Below are 23,403 nucleotides of genomic sequence, written 5' to 3'. Positions count from 1 at the left end.
ACTAGTAGCAGTAATGGTGCTGCTTGCCGATGATGCGGTACGCGCAGTCCGCGTACTCGGCGAGCTGCAGGCTCGCCTCCTTGTTGCGGATCGTCTGCGCGGTGATCACACTCGCGGGCGGGTAGAAGCCGCCCTGGTCCGGCGAGCTCGGGAACATCTCGAACGTGAACGCCCAGATGCCCTGCGTCGCCCACAGCCAGTCGATGATCGAGCCGTCGGTGATGTAGAGGCTGCTGGACTGCTGCGGCGTGTACCCGTTGCTCTTCGCCATCTGCGTGCCGAGCGCCTTGAACGTGGCCCGCTGGTCGGCGCCGAGCCCCTTCGCCGTGGTCGCCATCGTGTACCCGTACGGCCAGAGCACCAGCTCGGAGTACGTGTGGAAATCGATGGCCGCCTTGATCTGCTGCACGCCCTTGATCCGCCGGCTCAGCACGAAGTCGCGCAGCCGCTTCGTCTCCGTCGCCGAGAACGCCGAGGACCCCCGGTAGGTCTCCGACGCCGGATCGCTGGAAGAGCCGGCGCAGCAGCCGAAGTTGTGCCCCCAGTTGCGGTTCAGGTCGGTGCCGACGCCGGGCGAGTTCGGGGCCGGCTGGCGGTTCTTGCGCCAGAAGCGGTACGTGCCGGTCTCGATGTCGTACTCGCCGCCGTCCGGGTTCAGGTCCGGCACGATCCAGATCTCGCGGCTGTTGACGAGTTTTGTGATCCGCGCGTCCTTGCCGTACCCGTCGGTGAACAGCTTGACGAGGTACAGGGCCATCTCGACGGTGAGGTGCTCACGCGCGTGCTGGTGTGCGCCGTAGAGGATCTCGGGCTCGTTCTCGTCTATCGCCACGTTGTCGGAGATCTTGATCAGCGGCATGTCGCGGCCCTCGTACGACGTGCCGATGCTGAGCTTCTGCATGATCGCCGGGTGGTCCTTCGCCGCCTTGTCGAGCTCGGCGACCATCTCGGCGTAGTTGTGGTAGCCGGCGTCGGCGACGGGGAAGTCCTCACGCCGGTCCTCCGTCACCCGGTAACCGAGCTTGCGGATCTCCCGCACCTCGCCGGGTGTCGCGGTGACGTCGGCGCGCCCGTCCTCGATCGCGTCGATCGCCGCACCGGTACGGGCAACACGGTTGCGGTCGTCCCACGTGCGGACCCCGTCGACCACGTATGGCCCGGCCGAGTCGACGGGTGGTCGCGTGGGGACGGTGGGCGCGGCACTCGCCGGATTCGTCGCGACGACAACCAACATGCCGACCGCGGCCAGCGCGAGCGACGGGACGAGCCTGCGGGCCATGTACGCCTCCTTGGGTGGTTTTGCACCATCCAAGGTTTAAATGGCGTTAGCCCGTTTTGGTGGCGCTTTCGCCCCCATCGTCATCCCCGTTGAGCGCCGCGCGCAGACGTTCACGCTTTTCCGTCCGCTGCTGGGCGACTCCGACAGCCTGGACGGACGCCTGCTCCCGCATCCCCTTGAGCAGGAAGAAGGCCAGCACAGCGGAGACGAGGACGGCGACCATCAGCTTGAGGGCGACGCTGACGTCGACAGGAACAGTGAGCGCCACGGCCGCGACGATGACGAACAAGCCGAGCCGGGCGAGCGAGTACTTGACAATCGGAGACATGGTTCACCCAGCGTATCCCCGCCGCCGCCCACCCGGTCCGCGGGGCGCCGCACCGCTTTCGTGATCAAGGAAAGCGTCCTGCCGTCCCGACGACATGATGCTTACCTTGATCATGAAAGGGGCCCGAACCGCAGGGGCAAGGGCCTCCCCGAGTCGGATTGGCGACATCAACCGGCGGCCGGCGGCCACCATGCAGGTCTTCCGGAAAACTCTGTCGTTTCTCGCACTGAGGAGCGGGTAGCGCTGCCGCCGCGACGGACCGTACATTCGGCCCTTCGCCTCATGCGTAACACCCGTCACTTCAACCACATGCCTCGTTTTCGTTGTAACGGTGCGTTACCATCCCGTTGAATCCTGTTCAGGTCGAATCGCTCCAAGGGCCGAGCTCCACCGCCCACGAGTGCGAATCCGCCCCGACCTCGATCACAGCTGGTCTGGATTCGCACCGCTGCGCTGAGCACCGTTTGCAGCTGAGCACTGTTGCAGCTGACCTGCCGACCGGATCGGAGAGCCGGCTATGAACGTGGGGACACCGACGATCACCGGGCACGAGCATGCCAATTCGGCTTATCCCTGGGATTCGTTCAACCCCGCGCAGTACGTGCAGGACAACTACGCCACGCTCATCGAGGACGATCGCCAAATCTTGCAGATGGTGCGAGATTTCTTCGTCACCCACGCTCCGGCGCCAGGGGCGCACGGCGTGGACGTCGGCGCCGGCGCGAACCTTTACCCGATGATGGCGATGCTGCCGTTCTGCGACAGTGTAACACTGTTCGAGCGCAGTCGATCAAATTTGGCCTGGCTGCAGACTCAGCTGCCGAATTACGACGCGATCTGGGATCCGTTCTGGGCGGAGCTGGCAACCAAGGAGGACTCGCCGTACAGCGGCGTCGACCCGCGCGTCGAGGCGGCGAAGGTGCACGTCCAGCCGGGTGATCTCTTCGAGCTCGAGCGGCGCCGCTGGGACCTGGGCACGATGTTCTTCGTCGCCGAGTCGATGTCCGAACGCCCCGAAGAATTCGCCGAGGCCCTGGAGAAGTTCGTCCACGCGCTGCGTCCCGGCGCGCCATTCGCGGCCGCCTTCATGGCCCAGTCGCCGGGCTACTCCGTCGGTGGGATCCGCTATCCCGCGGTGTCGGTGACGGTCGCCGATGTGCGGCGAAACCTGGATCCGATCGTTGAAGAGGTCGACGTCCAGCCGGTATTCTCGGGTCAGGTCATCAAGGCGCAATACAAAGGCATGATCCTCGCCCTTGGGCGGGCGGGTGCGGCCATCGACTGAAAAGCGCGTGGTGGGAGGCCCATGAGGATCCAACCCCGTCAACAGCTGCTCGAATCATGGCGCGCCGTGGCGCGTTCGTCCTTTCAGAAGGGCACCTGGGTCTGGGAAGGCCGGCGCCAGCGCAATTCCATCAGCGACGCGGAGCAGTTGCTGTGCCTGATGGGGCCGGCGACCGAGGTTCCGACGTTCAAGCTGGACCTGCCCAACGAGACCGCCGAGGACGTCGAGCACTCGCTCGAGGCGATCGGCGACAGCGTCGAGATCCCGCAGGTGCTCATGCGGGTCATCCACGAGTACCTCACCACCTACATCGACGAGGAGGGGCGCCCGACCTACGGTGGCGGCAGCTACTTCACCGCCGCCGAATCGGGTGAACCGACCGAGACGCAGCGCGCCCTCGACGTGGTCGACTCGTTCGCGATCTCCATCCGGCTCTCCCTGGCGATCATCGGTTTCGCCAAGGTGTTCCGCCGGGTGCTCACCCGGCCCAACCTCCGCGACGAGGTCCGCACCATCGAGACACTGGCGAGCCGGCGGCTGACCGGCGCCATGATCGGCCTGATGCGCAGTTTCACGGTCAACGTGCTCGACCCGGAGTCGCAAGAGGGCGTCAACCTGCTCCAGATGATCAACCAGGCGCGCCAGCCGAAAAACCGCATCCGGCTGGAGTTCCAGGCCACCGTTGAGGAGATCCGGGCCGGTCTGCGCGACGTGACGTTCGGCCTCGGTGAGGTGCCGGATCTCGACAACGACAACAAGGTCTTCGAGTGCGGCTGGTCCTGGGGCATCACCAAGGGCGCGCCGCAGGTCGACACCAACGAGACCGGCATCCACCAACCGGCGGGCTACGCCCTCGCCGCGCCCTACGCCTACTTCACCGCGGTGGCGCTCGACTGCATGCAGCACCTGTTCTCCGAGCGCACCCGCCTGCTGGGCCTGCTCGACGAGGAGCAGCAGCGCCTGTCCCGGGCCCTCCAGATCCGGTATGACCTGACCCTCTCCTACTGGTCGAAGATCGCGCGCTTCGGCGACAGCGGCTGGCCGCTGGAAAACGTGCCGTGGATGACGGTCGACGGCTCCCAGTCCGACTACCTGAGCCTGCTCGTCTCGTCCATGGTCGTGCTCGACATGACCGTCAACAAGGTCAGCAACGAGTCCGACCCGGTGCGGATCGGCCAGGTGCTCGAGGAGCTCGCCGAGCGGTCCCGCATCACCCGCCGCCCGATCTCCGCCGACGACCCGGCGATCGCCCTGCACCTGCCCGGCTTCCCGTTCCAGCTCGACGGCAGCGAAGAGGTCGGCGGCCCGATGCTCAGCTGGGAGCTGGCCGACTTCTCCACCCAACTGCTCAAGCAGACGCTGCGGGTGGCCGCCCTGCTCAACCGGGTCGACCTGCGCAACGAGATGACGAACCTCATCGACGAGGTCTGGGAGCATGTCACCCGGCGCCGCATCGAGCAGGGGCCGGCGGCCGGGCTGTGGGACCAGCCGTCGGCGATCTACCCCAGCCTGCCCCCGTCCGACGAGGCCGCGTCCTGGTACTACTCGGAGCGGGTCATCAGCTGCCTCGTCGCCGCGGCCACACTCATCGACAGCCCGCCGCTGCGCAGCCCGGCGCTGGTCGCCCAGGCGACCGACCTGCTCTCCGAGGCCGATCACATCTACGACCAGGAGCTACTGCGCATCTCCGCCGACTCCGGTCCCTCGATGCGCGACGCGTTGAAGTCGGCCGGCGCGACCCTGCGCCGGGCGCACGACGTCTTGCGGACCCGGCCGGGCACCGCCGCCGCCCTCGCCGCCCAGGTCCTCGTCGACCTCGACCGGCTCAGCGCCGCCCGGCGCGACGCCAGTGGGATGCGGTGACATGCTCGTCTTCGCCACATCGGACAAGGGCGGCACCGGCCGGTCGGTGACCAGCAGCAACATCGTCTATCGGCGCGCGCTGCAGGGCGGCGACGTCTGCTACCTCGACTTCGACTTCGGTTCGCCGACGGCGGGCACCGTGTTCCAGATCGAGGGGCTGTTGCACGGCAAGCGCGGCCGTGGCCTGCACTCCTACCTGCAGGGCCGCATCGGCGAGCCGTATTCGGTCGACGTCTGGTCGGAGTCCGAGGGCGAGTCGCTGCGCCACCAGCCACTGCGGTCCGGCCGGCTGGTCCTCTTCCCCGGCGACAGCGGCGGCGGCGAGCTGCCGGGTTCGCCCGAGATGGTGCAGCGCTGCGCCGACCTCTTCCTCAAGCTGGAGGAGGAGTTCGAGATCTCGCTCATCGACCTCAGTGCCGGTCGTTCACATGCGGTGGAGACCGTGCTGGCCGCGACCGCCGAACCGCAGCTGCGCTCGACCACCAGCCGCTGGCTGGTCTTCCACCGATGGACCCGCCAGCACATCATCTCGGCCGCCGACCTGGTCTTCGGCGAGCAGGGCATCCTCGAGACCGGGGTGCGGTTCGGCCACGACCGCGACGAGCTGACCCGGCAGATCCGCTTCGTCCGCACCGCCGTCGTCGACCCCAGCTCCGACGACCTCGCCGGCCTGCGCCCGGCCCAGATCGCGTGGCTGGAGGACTGCAACTACGAGCTGCAGCGGCTCGCCGGCAAGGTCGGCCTGGGCCGCACGCTGGTCCTGGGCAGCGTGCCGCTCGACCCGGTGCTGCAGTGGCGCGAGCAGCTCATCGCCGACGACGACGTGAAGCTGCGCCAGATCGCCAACCAGGAGACGCTCGACGCGTTTGACCGGCTCGCACAGCGGCTCGTCGACGACACCGCCTGGGAAGGGCTGTAGATGCATCAGGCGGCGACGTTCCGGGAGGCGGGCGCGGAGCCGCGCAGCGCCTCCCTGCCGTTGTCGCACCTGTCGATCGAGGCCGGCCACCTGTACTTCGAGGACTTCCGCGACGGACCCGAGCGGCTCAAGGCGCACTTCGCGCAGCTCGCGCCGTGGATCGCCGCGGCGACGGACATCCATCGCAGGTCGGTGACCGGCCGGTCGGTGCGCATCAGCACGTGTTTCCTGATCGACGACTACTTCGGGCCGAAACAGCCGCCGAGCGAGATCCTGCCGATGCTGCTCGCCGCCGCCGACGCCAACGGCGTGCGCATCGACTACATCGCCCGGGAGTCGGCGTGCGCGGAGGCCGACGGGGTCGAGCTGGCTCGGCTGGTCGAGGAGCGGATCGTCGCCGACCCGCCGCCGGGCACCAACGGCTCCCGCCCGCCGGTCGGCGAGAGCGGCTGGTTGAGCAACGGTGAGCGCTCGCCGTCCGTCACCGGCGGGGAGGCGATGGGCGGGCTGCAGCCGTGGCGGCCGCCGGTGCAGAACGCGGCGAACCGGCACTCGGTCTTCGTCGACGTGCAGCTCTGGGACGAGCCGGACCGGCATCGGCGCTGGTCGTGCGCGTATCTCGCCTCGGTCTGGCAGCTGCTGCGGCTGGGACTGGTGCGCTACGAGGGGCGGGCGGTCGCGGTGCCCCGGGCGTGGGAGGGCGCCTACCCGAGCGAGTGGGGGCGCCTGCCCGCCGTCATGCAGGTCAATCCGGACGCGGCGCCCTTCAGCGCATACCGCTCCCTCTCCGTTCTCGGCAGCCGCTTCTTCGCCACCGAACAGGCGGTCCGGACCATCCTGAGTCAGGTGGCGATCGAAGCGGGTCTCAATGAGGACGTCGTCCGGCGTGGCAGGGACGAGGGCATCGCCCTACCGCTCGCCGCGGTCGACCGCCTTCAGTACGTTTTCACCGGCTGAGTGGACGATCGGGCGGGCCGAGTTGTAGAGGTCCTTGAACCGCAGGAGCCGGTCCTTGACCCGGCTGGCCCGCAGTTCGAGGCGCGTGGTGACGATCGTCGGGCGGATCGAGCCGTCGATGCTCGACGCCGGCGTCGACTCGTAGCTGATCACATCGTCGAAGAGGATGAAGTCGAACAGTGAGCTGCGCCGGGTGCCCGGGATGGCGTGGGTGTCCAGCAGCCGCACCTCGATGCCCATCTCCTGCTGGAGCAGGCAGTTCTCCATGAACATCGGGTCGTCGGCGAGCCCCGGCCGGTCGAGGATGAAGACCCGGCGGATGCGCACTCCGCGATCGAGCGCGTCGCGCTGCACCTCGAGGTACCGCTGACCGAGGTCGCTGGTCCACAGGCTGCCGTCGACGAACCCCGATCCCCGGGCATCCACCGTGGTGAGGCTGATGGCGTCGATGGTCGACCGGCAGTTCGCGGCCAGGGACAGCATCCAGTCGCGGTCCTCGCCCTCGTAGGTGACGTTGCCGCCTTCGCTGAGCTCCTTGAGGAACTCCGACATCCGGCTGATCTCGGCCTGGGCGAACCGGAACACCAGGTCGGGAGCCTGCGGATCGATCTGTGTCGAGTGTCGTACGAGCTGGGTCACGGCATCGGTACGCAGCGCGGACGCCTCGACGAGGCCGAACAACTGCGTCGCCTCGTTGATCTTCGCGAAGCCGCCCTGCACCACCTGGTCGATCTCGACGAACCGCTCCCGCACCACGTCATTGATCGCGGTGAACCGCGAGTCGACCAACAGGCCGACCCGGCGTGAATGCTCGGATTCGGCGTTTTCCACCGTCTCCATCCGCTTTTCCAGATCGTGCAGAAACTGCGTCAGAAACGTCACGCCACCGATCAGCAGCGACAGCGTGATCACCCAGATCTGCTGCTCGCCGATCCCGTCGATCAGTATGTTCGTGAGCAGGTACGCGATGCTGCCGATCCCCACCGACAAGAACATTTTCTTGATGATCTTCGACTGCGCCACGAGGTCACGTGGGCGCGCCGACTCCCCCTCGGTCATCTGCCGACCTCCCCGAGCCGTTCGCCGAACAACGCGATCGTGTTCAGCGCCAGTTGGTCCCTGATCCGATCGACACACGACCGCCATTGACGACTCATCCCGGGCCGGTTCTCGAGGCTGCGCCACAGTTGCGCGCCCACCTCGTCCCGGCTCAGCCGCGCCTCGGGCATCCACAGGTGCAGCAGGTGTTCGACCGCCGGACGGAGCCGGGTCATCACCTTGGCATGATCGTCGTTCCCCATGCGGCTGCTCTCGATCACATGGAGCAGGGTGGTCAGCAGCCAGTCGTGCAGCGCGACATCGTCACTGAAGTCACCGATCGTGTCGACATCGACGGCGCGGCACTGCACCACCAACGTCCGTACCCCGCCGCTCTCAACCACCAGCGACGGGCCCCGTACCTCTCCCTCTGCGACCACCGCCGCCCACCGGAGCCTGGTCCGGCCGGCGCGCAGCGGCGCCCGCCGGTCCAGGGCGGGTGACTTCTGCACCTCGTCGACCAGGCGCGTGGTCACGCTGGCCAGGTCGAGCACGGTGTCGTCGTGGTCCGCCCGGAGCTCACCCTGGACGAAGCTCTGCGCCAGGTCCGCGGCGTTGAGCCGCTTGGCGATGACCTCGGCCCGGCCGGGCCGGGCCAGGTAGTGCGACCAGGGCAGCCGGCGGCGGGCCGCGCTCGGCTCCAGGCACACCCGCGAGGAGGCCTGCAGCAGGTGACCGCCCGTGATCGCGACCCGGCTCTCGACGGTGCCGATGGCCCGCACCTTCGCCCCGTCGCGGGTGGCGAGCCGGCAGTCGACACCGGTCAGCACGCTCGGCGAGGCGACGTGCGCGATGGGCCGCTCGAAGCGGCGGATCCGCTCCCCGCCGATCAGCCGGACCAGCCGCTCGCACGCGTTGACCGGCAACGCGGCCGAACTCTGCAGCAGCGCGGTGTGCACCTCACCCAGCACCAGAAAGGTGCCGGCCGACGGCCATTCCGACATCGCCACCCCCAAGGCTGTCCGTCGGCGAGATTCGATTCCACCTCATCTCCATGGATCTATGCAACCGCCCGTATTCACTTGATGACGACAATGGCCTACTGTCGTCTCATGCACACCGGACGCGGGGTCGTGGTGGTCGGTGCCGGCGTGTCAGGATTGACGACAGCGATTTGCCTGGCAGAGGCCGGATATCAGGTCAGGATGGTTGCCGAGGAAGTGGATCTCAGCACCACGTCATGCGCCGCGGGCGCGATCTGGGGCCCCTATTTGTCTCAAGACGAACGCGTCCTGTCGTGGAGTGATGAAACCCGACAGATCCTTTTGGATTTGGCGGCGGACGTGGCGTCGACGGGCGTGCGGTCGGTGCACGGCCTGGAGGCGGCCCGGGTGCCGACGACCCCACCGGCGTGGGCCTCGCCGTTGCCCGGCTACCGGACGGCGACCCCCGACGAGCTGCCCGCCGGATTCAGCAACGGCTGGTGGTATTCGGCGCCGCTCGTGGACATGCCCGTCTACCTGCGATACCTCCGCGGGCGCCTGGACGCCACCGGCACGCCCGTCGAGCAGCGGACCATCGACGCCTTCCCCCAGGCCGCCGCGCCCGACGAGATCGTGGTCAACTGCACCGGCGCCGGTGCGGGCAAGCTCACCGGCGACGCGTCGATCGTGCCGACCCGCGGCCAGCTCGCGGTGGTGGAGAACCCGGGGATCGACGAGTTCTTCTGCGAGCACGACGAGTCACGGTTGCCGATCTACTACCTGCCGCACGGCGCGCAGCTGGTGCTCGGCGGCAGCATCGAGCCCGGCAGCTGGGACCGCGAGCCGGACGCCGACGTGGCGCGGCAGATCGTCGCCCAGTGCGCGACGATCGAGCCCCGCGTGGCCGGCGCGAAGGTGCTCGACCACCGCGTCGGCATACGCCCCAACCGCCCGACGGTCCGCCTGGAGCACGAGCGGCTCGGCGCCCTGGACGTGATCCACAACTACGGGCACGGCGGCGCCGGGGTCACCGTCTCCTGGGGCTGCGCTCTCGCGGTGACCCGGATCGTCGCGACGCTCCGAGGCCTGTGAGGCGGCTTTCCGCGGCCGCTGTCACGCCCAGATCTGCTGCGGCTCCGAACGGCGCTCGGCAAGCGGCGTCGGCTTGTCGTACTCCCGGACGATCTCGTAGCGCGTGTTGCGCTCCACCGGCTGGAAGCCCGCGTCCCAGATGAGGTGCAGCAGGTCCTCGCGATGCATCGTGTTGGGCGTGCCGTAGCTGTCGGCGTCATGCGTGATCTTGTACTCGACCACCGAGCCGTCCAGGTCGTCGACGCCGAAGTTCAGGCTCAGCTGGGCCACCGACAGGCCGTGCATCACCCAGAAGCACTTGACGTGCGGCACGTTGTCGAACATCAGCCGCGACACGGCGAACGTCTTGAGCGACTCCGCCGGGCTGGCCATCTTCGTGCGGGCCTGCAGCCGGTTGCGGATCTTGCCGTCGGCGGAGTCGACGAAGTCGTGCTGATAGCGCAGCGGGATGAAGACCGTGAAGCCGCCGGTCTCGTCCTGCAGCTCACGCAGGCGCATGACATGGTCGACCCGGTGGCGCGGCTCCTCGATGTGGCCGTAGAGCATCGTCGACGGCGTGCGCAGGCCCTTGCTGTGGGCCAGCCGGTGGATCCGCGACCAGTCCTCCCAGTGCGTGGCGTGGTCGACGATGTGCTGCCGGACCTCCCAGTCGAAGATCTCGGCACCGCCGCCGGTCAGCGACTCCAGGCCGGCGTCGATGAGCTCGTCGAGGATCTCGTCGGCGGGCAGGCCGGAGATCTTCTCGAACCATTGGATCTCGGTCGCGGTGAACGCCTTGAGGTTGACCCCGGGCAGCGCGGCCTTCAGCTCGCGCAGGACCTTCGGGTAGTACTTCCACGGCAGCGTCGGGTGGAGGCCGTTGACGATGTGCAACTCGGTGAGCTGCTCACCCTCCATCTCCTTGGCCTTCGCCACCGCCTCGTGGATGCGCATGGTGTAGGCGTCCTTCTCGCCCGGCTTGCGCTGGAAGGAGCAATACGCACAGCTGGCCGAGCAGACGTTGGTGAGGTTGAGGTGCCGGTTGACGTTGAACATCACCCGGTCGCCGTTCTTCTCCGTGCGCACCCGGTGCGCCAGGCCGCCGAGCCAGGCGAGATCGTCGCTCTCGTAGAGCGCGACGCCGTCCTCTCTGCTCAGCCGCTCCCCGGCGACGACCTTGGCCTCGAGTTCCCGCTTCAAACCAGCATCCACGGGCCCCAGCGTACGTCGAACCCGTTGTTCCACCCCCATTCACCTGCCGACGACGAAGCTGACATTGATCACCACTCGACGTTCCTCGCCTTCGTAGGGTAAGAAAAAGTGGGCAGGAACACGGTCGGGCGGCAGACCGACTGATCGATCGGCGACGATCGACCAACAGGCATGGCTAGCCGACTGGGGACGGTGGCGATGAACGGGCTGGTGTTGAGGGCGGCGTATCCAGGGGACGACTGGCGACCAGAGCCGCTGGACCAAGAGCCATTGGAGCAGGTCACCGAGCCTGTCGACCGCCGGCGTCGGCGATACCGGCGCAGCCCAGTGGTCACCGCCGCCGTGGTCTGCACGATGCTCTGCTCGCTCGTCGGGCGCCCCGCCTACGCCGAGCCGGGACAGGGCATTCCGGACACCGGCTCCCGGCCGATCGCCTCCGGCTCCCTCGTCATGCCCGGCACCGGTGGCACCGTGACCACTACGCCGCCGGCCAGCACCTCCGCCGCGGCGCTGCGCGGGCCGTTCGCGGCGCAACTGGCCGCCGCCGAGGCCGCGGTCACCACCCTCGGCCAGCGACGACTGCAGGCATCACTGGACCTCGAAGCGGCGCAGGCCACCCTGTCCGACGCCGAGGACAAGCTCCGGCAGGCGACCTCCCGCGTCGCCGATCTGCGCAGCAAGGCCGACTCGGTCGCCGCCGACGCCTACAAGCGCGCGGCCGGCCTCGGCCCCCTCGACGCATACGCGCACGATCTGCACCAGTTCGGGATGCTTGCTCCCGGTCTCGGCGAGCAGCCGGGCGGGCAGGAGGCGGCGCGTGACCTGCTCCGCGCCGAGCAGGAGGAGGCGGCGGCCAAGAAGGAGATCGAGCTCGCCCACGGCGCGGTGCGGACGGCGCAGGACGTCTACACGCCGATCGACGCCGACTTCAACGCCAAGAACTCGGCGTATCTCACGCTCAAGAGCCAGAACGATGCCGCGGTCATGCAGATCGAGGCGGCCCAGGAGGCCTACGAGCAGAGCCTCGCCGGTCCGAGCCTCGCCGCCAACCCGATCATCGACGGCATGCAGGCCAACCCCAAGGCCGTCCAGGCGTTGAACTACGCGATGAGCAAGATTGGGAGTTGGTACGTCTGGGGCGACGAGGGCCCCAACACGTTCGACTGCTCCGGCCTGGCCTACTGGGCCTACGGCAAGGTCGGCGTCCGTGTCCCGCGGGTCGCCAACGACATGTACCACGGCACGCCGAACATCCGGCCGACGAAGAACCGGCTCGGCGACCAGTTGCTCCCCGGTGATCTGGTGTTCTTCGCCAGCAATCCCAACGACTGGCGCTCGATCTACCACATGGGCATCTACATCGGTAACGGCAACATGGTCCACGCGCCGACCACCGGTGAGAAGGTCAAGGTCGGACCGGTGAAGTGGTCCCGGCTGTTCGGCGCCTCGCGGATCTTCCCCGCGGTGCCGGCGCCCAACCAGACCACACAGCCGCAGCCCAACCCGACGTCCAGTTCGGCCAGCCCGTCGGCGTCCGCGTCTGCGTCGGCATCTGCGTCGGCGTCCGCATCCGCGTCCGCATCCCCGTCCGCGTCGGCATCTGCATCCCCGTCCGCATCCGCATCCCCGTCCGCATCCCCGTCCGCATCGCCCTCGCCGTCGCCGAAGCCGAGCACCTCGACGAGCACCGCGCCAGGCGATACGGCGTCCGCCTCGACCGAGGCGAGCAGCAGCGGAGCGAGCACGGCGGCGCAGACGTCGAATTCAGCGTCCGGCAACTGAGCCCCCAAGGGCGCCGTGACGGCGGTGGGTGATCCAAAACCCGACGCTGTCCGGTCCAGCGTTCCGTGACTTGATGTGGCACCGTGGACGCGTGACCGGCGGAGGGGGCTGCCGGTCGCGCGATGATGCCTGCACAGGGCAAGGTCATGGAGGGCGACGATGGACGAGCGGGAGACGCGGGACAACGCACGTGACGAGGTGGTGTCCGGGACCTCGCCCGGAGCCTCGCCCAGGTCCGTTCCCGGGACCTTGTCCGGCACATCCTCCGGAGCTTCGCCCGGCGGTTCACCCGGCGCGGCCGGCACGGGTGATCCTTCGGATGATCTCGGCGACCTGCCGCCGCTGCCGCCACCGCCGCCGGTCGGCGCCGAGCTGCGGGTGGAGGAGGCCGAGGAGCCCCTGCCGGAGGCGTACGAGCCGCCGCCCGCCCCCGTCGACGGGGCGCTGTGGCCGGGGGCCAACCCGTTCCAGAACGCCGGTTCGGCCGACGCCGAGGACGACCCGGAGGTCGCCGCGCTGATGGCGGCGTTCGGGGACACGTCTTCGTCTTCTTCGCCTCCTCCGGCTCCGTCGCCTTCCTCCGGCGACACCGGTAGCGCCGACCCGGCCGACGCGCCGTCGGTCTCGGTCGGGAACGCCGCTTCGGCTCCGGTCGGGCAGCCTCCCGTCGCGGCCGAGCCGGAGGCGGACGTCATCGCGGCCGCGGTCGACGACGCCCCGGCGTACCAGTTGCCGAGCTTCGACTCGGTCGCCGGCACGTACGGTCCGCCGCCCACCGACTCGACGCCGCCACCCACCAACGTCGCGACCTTCGACGAAACACCGTCCGATTACGCGCCGACGCCGTTCGGCCCGACCCCGGTCGAGGGCTTCGGCACCGCGGTCGACGACGATGACAACGTCGCCGCCCCGGCTGCGGGCTCCTCCGGCACCTCGGACCCCTCCGGCGCCGGGTCGTTCTCGCCGCCGGCACCGGCCGAGTCCGCATCGCCGCCGCTGCCCAGCCGCCTGCGGGCCCCGCGCGTTCCGGTCGAGTCGTCGTGGGACGCGTTCGCCAAGCCCTGGACGGCACCCGCACAGCAGGAGCCGTCGCATTCGAGCGACCCGGCGCCCGCCTACGGGTCCGCCCAGCCGGCACCGGCCGCCGCCTCCGCAGATCCGGCCCCGCCGTTCTCCTCGGTTCCCGCCGAACTGGCGCCGCTGTTCACCCCGCCGCCCGCGGACCCGGCCCCGCCGTTCTCCTCGGTTCCTGCCGAACCGGCGCCGCTGTTCACCCCGCCGCCCGCCGAACCGGCGCCGCCGTTCTCCTCGAGCGCGCCCCGGGCCGCCGATCCGGCGCCGCCGGCGTACCAGGTTCCGTCGAGCGCACCGGCCTCGACCTTCGAGCCGTCCGCACCCAGCTACAACCCGTCCTCGCACAGCCCCGCGCAGCCCGCCGCACCCGCGTACGAGCCGGCGCCCGTGGTCCACCCCTTCGCCGTGCAGAACCGCCCGGCCCCGGCCGAGCCCAAGGTCGAGGCAGCACCGGTGGCCGCCGGCACGGCTCGGGCCAGCGCGTCCGTGCGCGGTGTGCACACGGTGAGCGCCGAAGAGGCTGCCCAGGCAGTACGTGCGGCAGGCGCCCCGGCGGCACCCCGCGTCTACCGCGCCGGTGGCCTGGGCGTCGCGCCGGTGGCGTCGGGTCCGCTCGACCCCGCGGCTCCGGCCGCGCAGCCCGAGCCGGAGCAGGTCGACGTCGAGCCGCCGGCCGCGCCGGTGGAGCCGATCCCCGGCCCCGAGCCGTCGCCGTTCCCGCAGCCGGAGCCGGCCCCACAGCCGGAACCCTCACCCTTCCCGCCGGCGCCGCAGCCGGAGCCGATCCCGCAGCCGTTCCCGCCGGCGCCGCAGCCTGGTCCCGTACCGCAGCCGGAGCCCATCCCGCAGCCGGAGCCGCCGAGCCCCGGCCCGCTGCCCCCGCCCGAGCCGATCCCGCAGCCCGGCCCGGCCTCCCCACCGGCGCCGTTGCAGGGGTCGGAGTCGGAGGTGCCTGCGCCGCCCGCGTACACGACCCCGTCGGCCGAGCACCCGTGGGGCAGCAGCCAGTCGTCGACCCCGGCGGAGCAGCCGCGGCCGGCCGACCAGTGGCCGCAGGCCCCGGGCCGGCCGAGCTGGAACCAGCCCGCGCAGCCGAGCTGGACCGGCCAGCAGCCCGCTCCGCAGACCGGCCCGCAAGGCTGGGCTCCGCAGACCGGACAGCCGGGTGCTCCCCAGACCGGCTCCCAGGGCTGGGCTCCGCAGGCCGGACAGCCGGGAGCCGCCCAAAGCGGGCCGCAGGGCTGGGCCCCGCCGCCGGTCCAGCAGGGGCAGCCTGGCCAGCAGGCCTGGCCGGCCGCTCCCGGTCAGCCCGGTCAGCCCGGTCAGCCCGGTCAGCCCGGCTTTGGCGGCCAGCAGCCGGGCTTTGGCGGCCAACAGGGCGGGCAGCCAGGTTATGCGGGACAGCAGGCCGGTCAGCCGGGCTTTGCCGGACCGCAGCCTGGGCAACCAGGCTTTGCAGGGCAAGCCGGCCAGCCTGCGCAGCAGGGCTGGACGCCGCCACCGGCGTCGACCCCGCCCGGCCAGCAGGCCTGGGGGCAGCAGCCGGCGGCTCAGCAAGGATGGGGCCAGCCACCCGCGTCCGCGCCACCGGCCTCGGCACCGCCCGCCTGGGCACCGCCGCCCGCGTCTGCTCCTCCCGGACAGCAGGGTTCGACGCCACCGCCCGCACAGCAAGGGTGGAACCAGCCGCCGTCGACCCCGCCACAAGGATGGGCACCACCACCGGCCGCTCAGGGCTGGGCACCGCCGCCCGGCCAGCAGGGTCAGCCCGGCCAGCCGCAGAGTTGGGCGCCGCCACCGGCCCAGCAAGGTTGGACTTCCCCGCCCGCGTCGGTGCCGCCTGCCCAGCCGGCCTCAGCGCCGCCCGGTCAGCAGGCATGGGGTCAGCAACCGGCTGCCCCGCAGGGATGGGGTCAGCCACCCGCGTCCGCGCCGCCAGCCTCGGCACCTCCGGCCCAGCAGGGATGGGGCCAGCCGCCCACATCCGCGCCGCCGACCTCGGCACCGCCCGCCTGGGCGCCGCCGCCCGCCGCCGGCCAGCCGGCCCAGCAGGGATGGGGCCAGCCGCCCGCATCCGCACCGCCAGCCTCGGCACCTCCGGCCGCACCGCAGGCCTGGGGCCAGCCGCCGACCTCGACTCCTCCGGCGTCCAGTCCGCCGCAGGCCTGGGGCCAGCCACCCACCTCCACTCCGCCGGCGTCGACAGCTGCCGAGTCGCAGGGCTGGGCACCGGCACCCACGTCCGGTGCCCCGGCCGCACCGCAGAGCTGGGGTCAGCCGCCCACGTCCACGCCACCCGCATCCGCGCCACCGGCCTCGGCACCGCCGGCCCTGCAGGGATGGGGCCAGCCGCCGACCTCGACCCCGCCCGCGTCGGCCCCGCCGGCCGCACCGCTGGGCTGGGGACAATCGTCGGCGTCGACCTCGCCTGAGTCGCAGGGCTGGGCGCCGGCACCCACGTCGACACCGCCCGCCTCGAACCAGCCGCCGAGTTGGGGACAACCGCCCGCCTCGGCGCCGTCCGGGGCGCAGGGGTGGCCGCCACCGGCCTCGCCCGCCTCGGCCGACGAGCAGGCCTGGCCGCAGGCGCCCGGCTCTGCGCCGTCCGCGCCGCAGGCCTGGAACGTGGCACCGGCGTCCCCTGGCAACTGGAGCGCGCCGCCCACCAGTGGGCCGTCCGCGCCGAAGGCGGAGGATGCGGCTCCGGAAGTACCGGATCCGGCACTTCCGTCTTGGCCGCCGTCGAACTATGAACACCCGTTCTCCGCGAATCGGGCGCCGTCGTCCGGGCCCGAACGAGAAGGGCACCCGCCGGTTCTCCGGAATCCGGGCACGGCCTATCCGGCAACCGATGCACCCAACCACACCGGGCCGGAGCACCAGCAGCCCCCAGCCATTCCTCCGCCCGAAGCGGAGACCGAACACTCCGCAGAAGAATCCGCCGGGTCCGAACCCGCCGAGCCGAAGCCGTCCGAGGCGACGCAATTGGTGGGCAGCGCGGCGGAAAGCTACGGGAAGTGGGCGCGTAACCAGCGAATCTCCGCCGGCACTGTGTATGGCGGGCAGAAGGACGAGTCATTGCCTTCTGTTTCGGCCGACGGCGGGAGCCCGCTGGAGAACTCCGGCTCACTCACCGGGCACATCCTCAGTCAAGGAACGCAGGTAGCGGACGACGACCAAGAAGAACCGTCGAACTCCAGCAATCGCCGAGCGATGATCATCATCGCGGTGATCGTGATCGTGCTGATCGCTGGAGGGTATTTCGTGGTCATGCTGGCACAGGGTTTCGTGGACAGCATCTTCAGCGGCGCGTCGCAGAAGTGAGCCCCGACACGCGATGCGGGATCTTCCATGGAGATCGGCTAGGCTGAACCGTTCTCCAATCGGAAGGTCCCAGCTCGTTGCTGCTCGCTGACCCCATCTCGTTCCCCTCGCTTTTTGATGCCACCGAAGACCGCGTTGAAACCCCCGAAGACGGTTTCGCCGGTCTCGGCCTGCCCGCCAAGTTGGTGCGTGTGCTCGCCAGACAGGGCATCACCGAACCTTTTCCGATCCAGTCCGCGACCGTGCCCGACGTGCTCGCCGGCCGTGATGTGCTGGGTCGCGGCCGCACCGGCTCGGGCAAGACGCTCGCGTTCGGCCTGCCCATGCTGGCCCGGCTCGCAGCCGCCGGGCGCGCGCGGCCGCACCTGCCGAAGGCGCTGGTGCTCGTGCCGACGCGTGAGCTCGCCATGCAGGTCAACGACGCGCTGACCCCGCTCGCCAAGGCACTGGGCCTGTTCTGCAAGACGGCCGTCGGCGGTGTTCCCTACGACCGGCAGATCTGGTCCCTGGAGCGCGGCGTCGACGTGCTCGTCGCGACGCCCGGCCGGCTCGGCGACCTGATCAAGCGCGGCTCCTGCCGGCTCGACGCGGTGGAGATCACCGTGCTCGACGAGGCCGACCAGATGGCCGACATGGGCTTCCTGCCCGAGGTCACCGAGATCCTGGCGCAGACGCCCGCCACCGGACAGCGGCTGCTGTTCTCCGCGACGCTCGACAAGGACGTGGACGCCCTGGTCGAGCGGTTCCTGGTCGACCCGGTGACCCATTCGATCGAGCCGCCCGTCGCGTCGGTCGGGTCGATGGACCACCACGTGCTGCTGGTGCCCCCGCACGACAAGTTTGCGATCGCCGCTTCGATCGCGGCGCGTCAAGGTCGCACGATCCTGTTCGTGAAGACCCAGGCCGCCGTCGACGAGCTGGTCGAGCAGTTCGCCAAGGTGGGTGTGCGGGCCGGTGCGCTGCACGGCGGCAAGACGCAGCGGGTGCGCACGCGGACGCTCGCCGAGTTCCGGGAGGGCACGGTCAACGTGTTGGTCGCGACCGACGTGGCGGCGCGCGGCATCCACATCGATGACGTCTCGCTGGTCGTACACGTCGATCTGCCTCGTGACCAGAAGGACTACCTGCACCGGGCCGGCCGGACCGCCCGTGCCGGCGCCGCCGGGACGGTCGTGACGCTGGTGCTGCCGCGTCAGCGCCGGCGGGCCGCCGCGCTGCTGGCGAAGGCCGGGGTGACCCCGACCGAGCTGCGGGTGCGCGCCGGGGACCCGGCGCTGGCCGAGGTCACCGGGGCCCGGCAGCCCAGTGGTGTGCCCGTGCGGGTGCAGCGTCCGCCCGCGCCGCGTTCGTCCGGTGATCGGCGGCCGCGCCGGCACCGGTGAGGATGTGACAGCAGGAGCGGTCCGCCGTCGGCGGGCCGCTTTTGTCGTACCGGTCGGATACCGTCCGGACATGACGGTGCTTCCACGAGCGTTTGCCTGGCAGAGGACCGACACGACCGGTGGCGAGTTCGCCACCCTTGACGACCGGCGGGGACTGCACGCCAAGGGTGTGGCGTTCGCCGCGGACAACTCTCTCTACATGTGCCGCTATGAGCTGCACACCGACGACGGCTGGGCGACCACCCGGCTGGAGGTGACCTCCGAGGGCGCCGGCTGGCTGCGCAGCCTGCGGATGGAGCGGGCCGCCGGCCGCTGGAGAGTCACCACCGGCGAGCAGGGCGACCTGGAGCGGGTGCTTCCCGGGGCGCCGTTCGCCGGGATGGAGGAGCCGGACCGCCTGCACCGGGTGCTCGACGTCGACCTCTACAACTCCCCGCTGACCAACACGCTGCCCGTGCGCCGCCTGGGCCTGCACAGAGCGGCGCCCGGCACGCAGGTGACGATCGAGGCCGCCTGGGTGCTGCTGCCGAGCCTGGCGGTGCTGCCGGTGGACCAGACCTATGAGGTGCTGGAGGGCCGCCGGGTGCGGTACAGCTCGGAGAACTTCACCGCCGTCATCGAGCTGAACGAGGAGGGTTACGTCACCGAATATCCGGACCTGGCGACGCTCGCCTGAGCCTCCGGAGCTGGCGGCGCTGACCCGCGCGACCGAGGGCGACCATCGCACCGGCGAGGGGCGTCGAGGCGCGCGGGAAGGTGTCGAGGAGCCGCACGAGCGCACCGCGCCCACCAGCCGCCGCGCGGCTCGGCGGCGGCATGGACCGCGTCGGCCGCCACGTCGGCGACGCAGACCGCATAGCCGCGGCGGGTGAGCTCGGTGGCGACCGCCCGGCCCAGGCCGCGGGCGCCGCCGGTGACGACCGCGGCTCCCTGGCCGGCGGCCGGAGGGCGGCCGTCCGCGGCACTGGGGCCCAGGCGTGTGGTCAGGGCCGGTCGATCGCCGACTGGGGGCGGCCTTCCCACTTGGTCGACAGCGCGATCGCTGTGCGTGTTCGCGCGATACCCTTGATCCGGTTGAGCTCGACGATCAGCCGCTCCAGGTCGCCGATGGTCTTCACTCGGGCCTTGCAGAGAAACGACTCCTCGCCCGCCATGAAGTAGCACGACTCGATTTCGTGGTGCTCGCGCAGCGCGGCGAGGATGCCGTCGGTGTCGCCGCTGCTGTCCTGCACGATGCCGATGACCGCGGTGACCGGAAGGCCGACCGCCTCGGGCTGCACCTCCGCTCGATAGCCCTGGATGACGCCTGAGGTCTCGAGCTTGCCGACTCGCTCGTGCACGGCCGGCGCGGACAGCCCGACCTTCCGGGCGAGCTCCGCATATGGAAGTCGGGCGTTTTCCCGAAGGAGGTCGATGAGTTGACGATCGATCGCGTCCATCACGGCAAGCCTAATGGTCCGCGTTTTAGCACGGCTAATTGCCCAAGAAGTGCGATTTCCTCGTTTCCCGGACACGGCACGTGAGCGGTGCTGTAATGGGCGTACATCCCAGGATGACTCGTGCTTTCCGCTTCGCAGCATGGGGGTGCGCGGGCCCGGCGAGCCACCCAGGGTTAAGGAGGGGCCGTGGAGACGGGAGATCGTCTGCTGACGCCCGGTGAGGTAGCTGCCTTGTTTCGCGTCGATCCGAAGACGGTGACACGATGGGCGGCCGCCGGCCGGATCAGCAGCATCCGAACCCCGGGAGGACACCGGCGGTTCCGGGAATCCGAGGTGAGGGCGTTGCTCGAAGGTGACGACGGGCTCGATGACACCTCTAACGGGAATGGCCGAGTTCACCCGACCAACGAGTGAAGAGGCTGTGCGGCACGCCGGCAACGTCGAGGACCTTGCCGGCGACAAAATCGACGAGCTGCTGAGCGGTCGCTGCGGCACCGGCTGAATAGAAGCCGGGGCTCGCGGGGAGGACGACCGCCCCCGCGTCGTGCAGTGCGATGAGATGCTCCAGGTGGCTGCGGGTCACCGGGGTCTCCCTGGGCACCATCACGACCGGGCGGTGCTCCTTGAGGTTGACCTCGGCGGCGCGCTGCAGCAGGTCCTTGGACAGGCCGATGGCGATGCCGGCGCACGCGGCGGTGCTCGCCGGGACGACCAGCATGCCTTTCACCTGGTACGAGCCGCTGCTCGGGCCGGCGGCGAGATCGCCCGCCGGCCAGAACGCCACATCGGCGCCGTCCAGCGGTCGTCCCAGCCAGGCGGCCAGGTCGTCCTTCCAGTGCGCGTCACGGAAGGAGATGCCGGTCTCGTCGAGGATCGTCAGCCGGGCCGCACGCGACACGATGAGGTCGACGGACTCGCCGGCGTCGAACAACGCCCGGATCACCGCCGCCGGATACGGCGTGCCCGACGCCCCGGACACCCCGACGACCCACGGTTTGCGCTGCTCGGTCACACCGACAACTGTGCCATGCGGCGCACGACCGCCCACCCGCGGCGAAACTGTCGGTGGGGGTTGCCAAGATGGACGCATGGCGCGCGGCTTTCCCTATGCGGACCTCAACGAATTCCTGGCTGCCCTGCAGAGGGCGGGCGACCTGCACCGCGTCACCGTTCCGGTGGACCCGCACCTGGAGATCAGCGAGATCGTGACCCGCACGGTCCGGGCCGGCGGGCCGGCGCTGCTGTTCGACCGGCCGACACGCGGCGACATGCCGGTCGCCATCAACCTGTTCGGCACCGAGCGCCGCATGGCCATGGCGCTGGGTGTCGAGCGCCTCGACGAGGTCGGCGCCCGGATCGGCGAGCTGGCCAAGCCCGAGCTTCCGGTGGGCTGGGCCGGCATCCGCGACGGCATCGGCAAGCTCATGCAGCTCAAGGCCGTGCCGCCGAAGCGGGTGAAGAGCGCTCCCTGCCAGGAGGTCGTCTACAAGGGCGACCAGGTGGACCTCAACCGGCTGCCCGGCCTGCAGGTCTGGCCCGAGGACGGTGGCATCTACCACAACTTCGGCCTGACCCACACCAAGCACCCGGAGACCGGCAAGCGCAACCTGGGGCTCTACCGGCTGCAGCAGCACAGCCACAACACGCTCGGCATGCACTGGCAGATCCACAAGGACTCCACCGCCCACCACGCGGTCGCCGAGCGGCTCGGCCAGCGGCTGCCGGTCGCGATCGCCATCGGCGCCGACCCGGTCGTCTCCTACGCGGCGAGTGCCCCGCTGCCGTCCGACATCGACGAATACCTGTTCGCCGGGTTCCTCCGCGGCGAGCGGGTCGAGATGGTCGACTGCCTGACCGTGCCGCTCCAGGTGCCGGCCAACGCCCAGATCGTGCTGGAGGGCTACCTGGAGCCCGGCGAGCGGCTGCCGGAGGGCCCGTTCGGCGACCACACCGGGTTCTACACGCCGGTGGAGGACTTTCCGGTGCTGCACGTCGAGTGCATGACCACCCGCAAGCAGCCGATCTACCACTCGATCATCACGTCGAAGCCGCCGCAGGAGGACCACGGTCTCGGCAAGGCGACCGAGCGCATCTTCCTGCCGCTGCTCAAGATCCTCATTCCGGACATCGTCGACTACGACCTGCCGGCTGCGGGCGTCTTCCACAACTGCGTGATCGTCTCGATCCGCAAGCGCTACCCGAAGCACGCGCAAAAGGTCATGAGCGCCATCTGGGGCGCCCACCTGCTGTCCCTGTCGAAGCTCATCGTGGTCGTCGACGACGACTGCGACGTCCACGACTACGCCGAGGTGGCATTCCGCGCGTTCGGCAACGTCGACTACAAGCACGATCTGCTGCTCACCGAAGGCCCCGTCGACCATCTCGACCACTCCTCCTACCAGCAGTTCTGGGGCGGTAAGGCGGGCATCGACGCCACCCGCAAGGGCCCGGCCGAGGGCTACCATCGCGGCTGGCCGGAAGAGATGGTCATGTCGCCCGAGGTCGTGGCACGGGTCGACAAGCGCTGGAGAGAGTATGGATTCAAGTGACGCTCGTTGAGGCACCCCCGAGCCGGGTCAAGGCGTTCCTGCGGCTGGTGGCGATCGAGCACTCGGTGTTCGCGCTGCCGTTCGCCTTTCTGGCGGCGCTGACCGTCATGACCGTGCGCGACCAGCGCATCAACTGGGTCGACCTGCTGCTGGTGACGATCGCGATGGTCGGCGCCCGCACGTTCGCCATGGCGGCCAACCGGATCATCGACCGGCACATCGACGCCCGCAACCCGCGCACGGCCAAGCGGGAGCTGGTCACGGGTGCGGTCAGCGTGCGCACGGCGTGGACCGGCGCGGCGGTCGCCCTGGTGGTGTTCCTCGGCGCCGCCGCCCTGCTCAACCCGTTGTGCCTGGCCCTCGCCCCGCTGGCGGTCGTTCCGCTGATCGTCTATCCGTACGGGAAGCGGTTCACCAACTGGCCGCACGCCATCCTGGGCCTGGCGCAGCTGGTCGGCCCGGTCGGCGCCTGGCTGGCGGTCACCGGCGATCTGCGCGGCTCGGGACCGGCCTGGGTCCTGGGCCTGGCGGTCGGCCTGTGGATCGGCGGCTTCGACCTGATCTACGCCTGCCAGGACACCGAGGTCGACCGCGAGATCGGTGTGCACTCGGTGCCGGCCCGCTTCGGCGTCCCGTTCGCCCTCAGCCTCTCCACGATCGCGCACGTCGTGACGTTCGCGCTGTTCGTGTGGTTCGGTGTGCTGGTCGGCCTCGGCTGGCTGTGGTGGATCGGGCTGGCCCTGACGGCTGCCGCCTTCATCTACGAGCACGCCATCGTCCGCCCCGACGATCTGTCCCGCGTCAACCGGGCGTTCTTCACGGCCAACGGCTTCGTCGGCATAGCGCTGTTCGTGTTCGCCCTGCTCGACCTGGTGATCCTCGGCGGCCTCCGCCTGTAACCCGGGTGGTCGGCCAGCG

Annotated in this window: 18 protein-coding genes and 1 pseudogene; 12 read left to right on the top strand and 7 right to left on the bottom strand. The window is 70.2% G+C overall.

Translation table 11 applies throughout. The features are described 5' to 3' along the window. Nucleotides 1-7 precede the first annotated feature (7 nt). Together Dfulv_RS00845 and Dfulv_RS00840 are read right to left on the bottom strand one after the other, a co-directional pair. Nucleotides 8-1,279, bottom strand: a pseudogene (locus tag Dfulv_RS00845) (M14 family metallopeptidase); the annotation flags it as partial. A 46-nt stretch (nucleotides 1,280-1,325) separates the two neighbouring features. Then, a complete protein-coding gene (locus tag Dfulv_RS00840) occupies nucleotides 1,326-1,607 on the bottom strand; it encodes a DUF4229 domain-containing protein (RefSeq protein ID WP_259860672.1) in 282 nt (93 codons plus the stop codon). A gap of 517 nt (nucleotides 1,608-2,124) precedes the next feature. On the opposite strand from Dfulv_RS00840, the gene Dfulv_RS00835 reads away from it, so the two are divergent. From Dfulv_RS00835 to Dfulv_RS00820, 4 genes are read left to right on the top strand one after another with little or no spacing between them, the layout of a single operon-like run. Continuing rightward, nucleotides 2,125-2,892, top strand: a complete 768-nt coding sequence (locus Dfulv_RS00835; RefSeq protein WP_259860671.1) for an SCO2525 family SAM-dependent methyltransferase — start codon at nucleotides 2,125-2,127, stop codon at nucleotides 2,890-2,892. A 21-nt stretch (nucleotides 2,893-2,913) separates the two neighbouring features. Beyond that, a complete protein-coding gene (locus Dfulv_RS00830) occupies nucleotides 2,914-4,755 on the top strand; it encodes an SCO2524 family protein (protein WP_259860670.1) in 1,842 nt (613 codons plus the stop codon). A 1-nt stretch (nucleotide 4,756) separates the two neighbouring features. Next, nucleotides 4,757-5,674 (top strand): SCO2523 family variant P-loop protein, encoded by a 918-nt coding sequence (locus tag Dfulv_RS00825; RefSeq protein ID WP_259860669.1) that lies wholly within the window; start codon nucleotides 4,757-4,759, stop codon nucleotides 5,672-5,674. Then, a complete protein-coding gene (locus tag Dfulv_RS00820) occupies nucleotides 5,675-6,631 on the top strand; it encodes an SCO2522 family protein (protein WP_259860668.1) in 957 nt (318 codons plus the stop codon). Here the strand turns inward: Dfulv_RS00820 and Dfulv_RS00815 are convergent. Next, nucleotides 6,584-7,690 carry a phosphatidylserine/phosphatidylglycerophosphate/cardiolipin synthase family protein gene (locus tag Dfulv_RS00815; RefSeq protein WP_259860667.1) on the bottom strand — a complete coding sequence of 369 codons (1,107 nt, stop codon included), beginning with the start codon at nucleotides 7,688-7,690 and terminating at the stop codon, nucleotides 6,584-6,586. The two genes, Dfulv_RS00820 and Dfulv_RS00815, sit on opposite strands and share 48 nt — an antisense overlap. Further along, nucleotides 7,687-8,673, bottom strand: coding sequence for an SCO2521 family protein (locus Dfulv_RS00810; protein WP_259860666.1), 987 nt, complete (start codon nucleotides 8,671-8,673; stop codon nucleotides 7,687-7,689). The genes Dfulv_RS00815 and Dfulv_RS00810 overlap by 4 nt, the downstream gene beginning before the upstream one ends. Nucleotides 8,674-8,754: 81 nt before the next feature. On the opposite strand from Dfulv_RS00810, the gene Dfulv_RS00805 reads away from it, so the two are divergent. Beyond that, nucleotides 8,755-9,744: an FAD-dependent oxidoreductase gene (locus tag Dfulv_RS00805; protein WP_319805749.1), complete on the top strand. Its 990-nt coding sequence runs from the start codon at nucleotides 8,755-8,757 to the stop codon at nucleotides 9,742-9,744. Nucleotides 9,745-9,765: 21 nt separating this feature from the next. Here Dfulv_RS00805 and mqnE read toward each other — a convergent pair whose 3' ends face one another. After that, nucleotides 9,766-10,935 (bottom strand): aminofutalosine synthase MqnE, encoded by a 1,170-nt coding sequence (mqnE, locus tag Dfulv_RS00800; RefSeq protein WP_259860664.1) that lies wholly within the window; start codon nucleotides 10,933-10,935, stop codon nucleotides 9,766-9,768. A 171-nt stretch (nucleotides 10,936-11,106) separates the two neighbouring features. On the opposite strand from mqnE, the gene Dfulv_RS00795 reads away from it, so the two are divergent. The 4 genes from Dfulv_RS00795 to Dfulv_RS00780 all read left to right on the top strand — a co-directional run bounded on the left by Dfulv_RS00795 (nucleotide 11,107) and on the right by Dfulv_RS00780 (nucleotide 19,173). Continuing rightward, nucleotides 11,107-12,717 carry a C40 family peptidase gene (locus Dfulv_RS00795; protein WP_259860663.1) on the top strand — a complete coding sequence of 537 codons (1,611 nt, stop codon included), beginning with the start codon at nucleotides 11,107-11,109 and terminating at the stop codon, nucleotides 12,715-12,717. 159 nt (nucleotides 12,718-12,876) lie between these two features. Then, nucleotides 12,877-17,115 (top strand): hypothetical protein, encoded by a 4,239-nt coding sequence (locus Dfulv_RS00790; protein WP_259860662.1) that lies wholly within the window; start codon nucleotides 12,877-12,879, stop codon nucleotides 17,113-17,115. A 95-nt stretch (nucleotides 17,116-17,210) separates the two neighbouring features. Further along, on the top strand, nucleotides 17,211-18,497 hold the full coding sequence (locus tag Dfulv_RS00785) for a DEAD/DEAH box helicase (protein ID WP_406567986.1): 1,287 nt from the start codon (nucleotides 17,211-17,213) through the stop codon (nucleotides 18,495-18,497). A gap of 70 nt (nucleotides 18,498-18,567) precedes the next feature. Continuing rightward, entirely contained in the window at nucleotides 18,568-19,173 is a 606-nt protein-coding gene (locus Dfulv_RS00780; RefSeq protein WP_259860661.1) for a putative glycolipid-binding domain-containing protein, read from the top strand. A gap of 307 nt (nucleotides 19,174-19,480) precedes the next feature. Here Dfulv_RS00780 and Dfulv_RS00775 read toward each other — a convergent pair whose 3' ends face one another. Continuing rightward, the gene (locus tag Dfulv_RS00775; protein WP_259860660.1) at nucleotides 19,481-19,936 is read right to left on the bottom strand and encodes an Lrp/AsnC family transcriptional regulator; all 456 of its coding nucleotides are present in this window, start codon (nucleotides 19,934-19,936) and stop codon (nucleotides 19,481-19,483) included. A gap of 186 nt (nucleotides 19,937-20,122) precedes the next feature. Here Dfulv_RS00775 and Dfulv_RS00770 point away from each other — a divergent pair, with 186 nt between their 5' ends. Further along, complete coding sequence (locus Dfulv_RS00770; protein ID WP_259860659.1) at nucleotides 20,123-20,350, top strand: BldC family transcriptional regulator; 228 nt, start codon at nucleotides 20,123-20,125, stop codon at nucleotides 20,348-20,350. Here Dfulv_RS00770 and Dfulv_RS00765 read toward each other — a convergent pair. Continuing rightward, nucleotides 20,313-20,948 (bottom strand): UbiX family flavin prenyltransferase, encoded by a 636-nt coding sequence (locus tag Dfulv_RS00765; RefSeq protein ID WP_259860658.1) that lies wholly within the window; start codon nucleotides 20,946-20,948, stop codon nucleotides 20,313-20,315. The two genes, Dfulv_RS00770 and Dfulv_RS00765, sit on opposite strands and share 38 nt — an antisense overlap. Nucleotides 20,949-21,024: 76 nt before the next feature. Between Dfulv_RS00765 and Dfulv_RS00760 the strand changes: the two genes are divergently transcribed. Continuing rightward, nucleotides 21,025-22,485, top strand: coding sequence for a menaquinone biosynthesis decarboxylase (locus Dfulv_RS00760; protein ID WP_259860657.1), 1,461 nt, complete (start codon nucleotides 21,025-21,027; stop codon nucleotides 22,483-22,485). Beyond that, nucleotides 22,482-23,384 carry a menaquinone biosynthesis prenyltransferase MqnP gene (mqnP, locus tag Dfulv_RS00755; protein ID WP_259860656.1) on the top strand — a complete coding sequence of 301 codons (903 nt, stop codon included), beginning with the start codon at nucleotides 22,482-22,484 and terminating at the stop codon, nucleotides 23,382-23,384. The genes Dfulv_RS00760 and mqnP overlap by 4 nt, the downstream gene beginning before the upstream one ends. The last annotated feature ends 19 nt before the right edge of the window (nucleotides 23,385-23,403 follow it).

The sequence above is a fragment of the Dactylosporangium fulvum genome (assembly GCF_025137375.1).
Taxonomy (GTDB): domain Bacteria; phylum Actinomycetota; class Actinomycetes; order Mycobacteriales; family Micromonosporaceae; genus Dactylosporangium; species Dactylosporangium fulvum.
This window is presented reverse-complemented; position numbering and strand designations above follow the sequence as displayed.

Bases quoted from the DNA above. Each gene is read 5' to 3' on its own strand.
- Dfulv_RS00775 (WP_259860660.1), bottom strand. From the start codon at position 19,936: ATGGACGCGATCGATCGTCAACTCATCGACCTCCTTCGGGAAAACGCC.
- Dfulv_RS00840 (WP_259860672.1), bottom strand. From the start codon at position 1,607: ATGTCTCCGATTGTCAAGTACTCGCTCGCCCGGCTCGGCTTGTTCGTC.
- Dfulv_RS00805 (WP_319805749.1), top strand. From the start codon at position 8,755: ATGACGACAATGGCCTACTGTCGTCTCATGCACACCGGACGCGGGGTC.
- Dfulv_RS00820 (WP_259860668.1), top strand. From the start codon at position 5,675: ATGCATCAGGCGGCGACGTTCCGGGAGGCGGGCGCGGAGCCGCGCAGC.
- Dfulv_RS00830 (WP_259860670.1), top strand. From the start codon at position 2,914: ATGAGGATCCAACCCCGTCAACAGCTGCTCGAATCATGGCGCGCCGTG.
- Dfulv_RS00795 (WP_259860663.1), top strand. From the start codon at position 11,107: ATGGCTAGCCGACTGGGGACGGTGGCGATGAACGGGCTGGTGTTGAGG.
- Dfulv_RS00810 (WP_259860666.1), bottom strand. From the start codon at position 8,673: ATGTCGGAATGGCCGTCGGCCGGCACCTTTCTGGTGCTGGGTGAGGTG.
- Dfulv_RS00835 (WP_259860671.1), top strand. From the start codon at position 2,125: ATGAACGTGGGGACACCGACGATCACCGGGCACGAGCATGCCAATTCG.
- Dfulv_RS00790 (WP_259860662.1), top strand. From the start codon at position 12,877: ATGGACGAGCGGGAGACGCGGGACAACGCACGTGACGAGGTGGTGTCC.
- Dfulv_RS00825 (WP_259860669.1), top strand. From the start codon at position 4,757: ATGCTCGTCTTCGCCACATCGGACAAGGGCGGCACCGGCCGGTCGGTG.
- Dfulv_RS00780 (WP_259860661.1), top strand. From the start codon at position 18,568: ATGACGGTGCTTCCACGAGCGTTTGCCTGGCAGAGGACCGACACGACC.
- Dfulv_RS00760 (WP_259860657.1), top strand. From the start codon at position 21,025: ATGGCGCGCGGCTTTCCCTATGCGGACCTCAACGAATTCCTGGCTGCC.
- Dfulv_RS00815 (WP_259860667.1), bottom strand. From the start codon at position 7,690: ATGACCGAGGGGGAGTCGGCGCGCCCACGTGACCTCGTGGCGCAGTCG.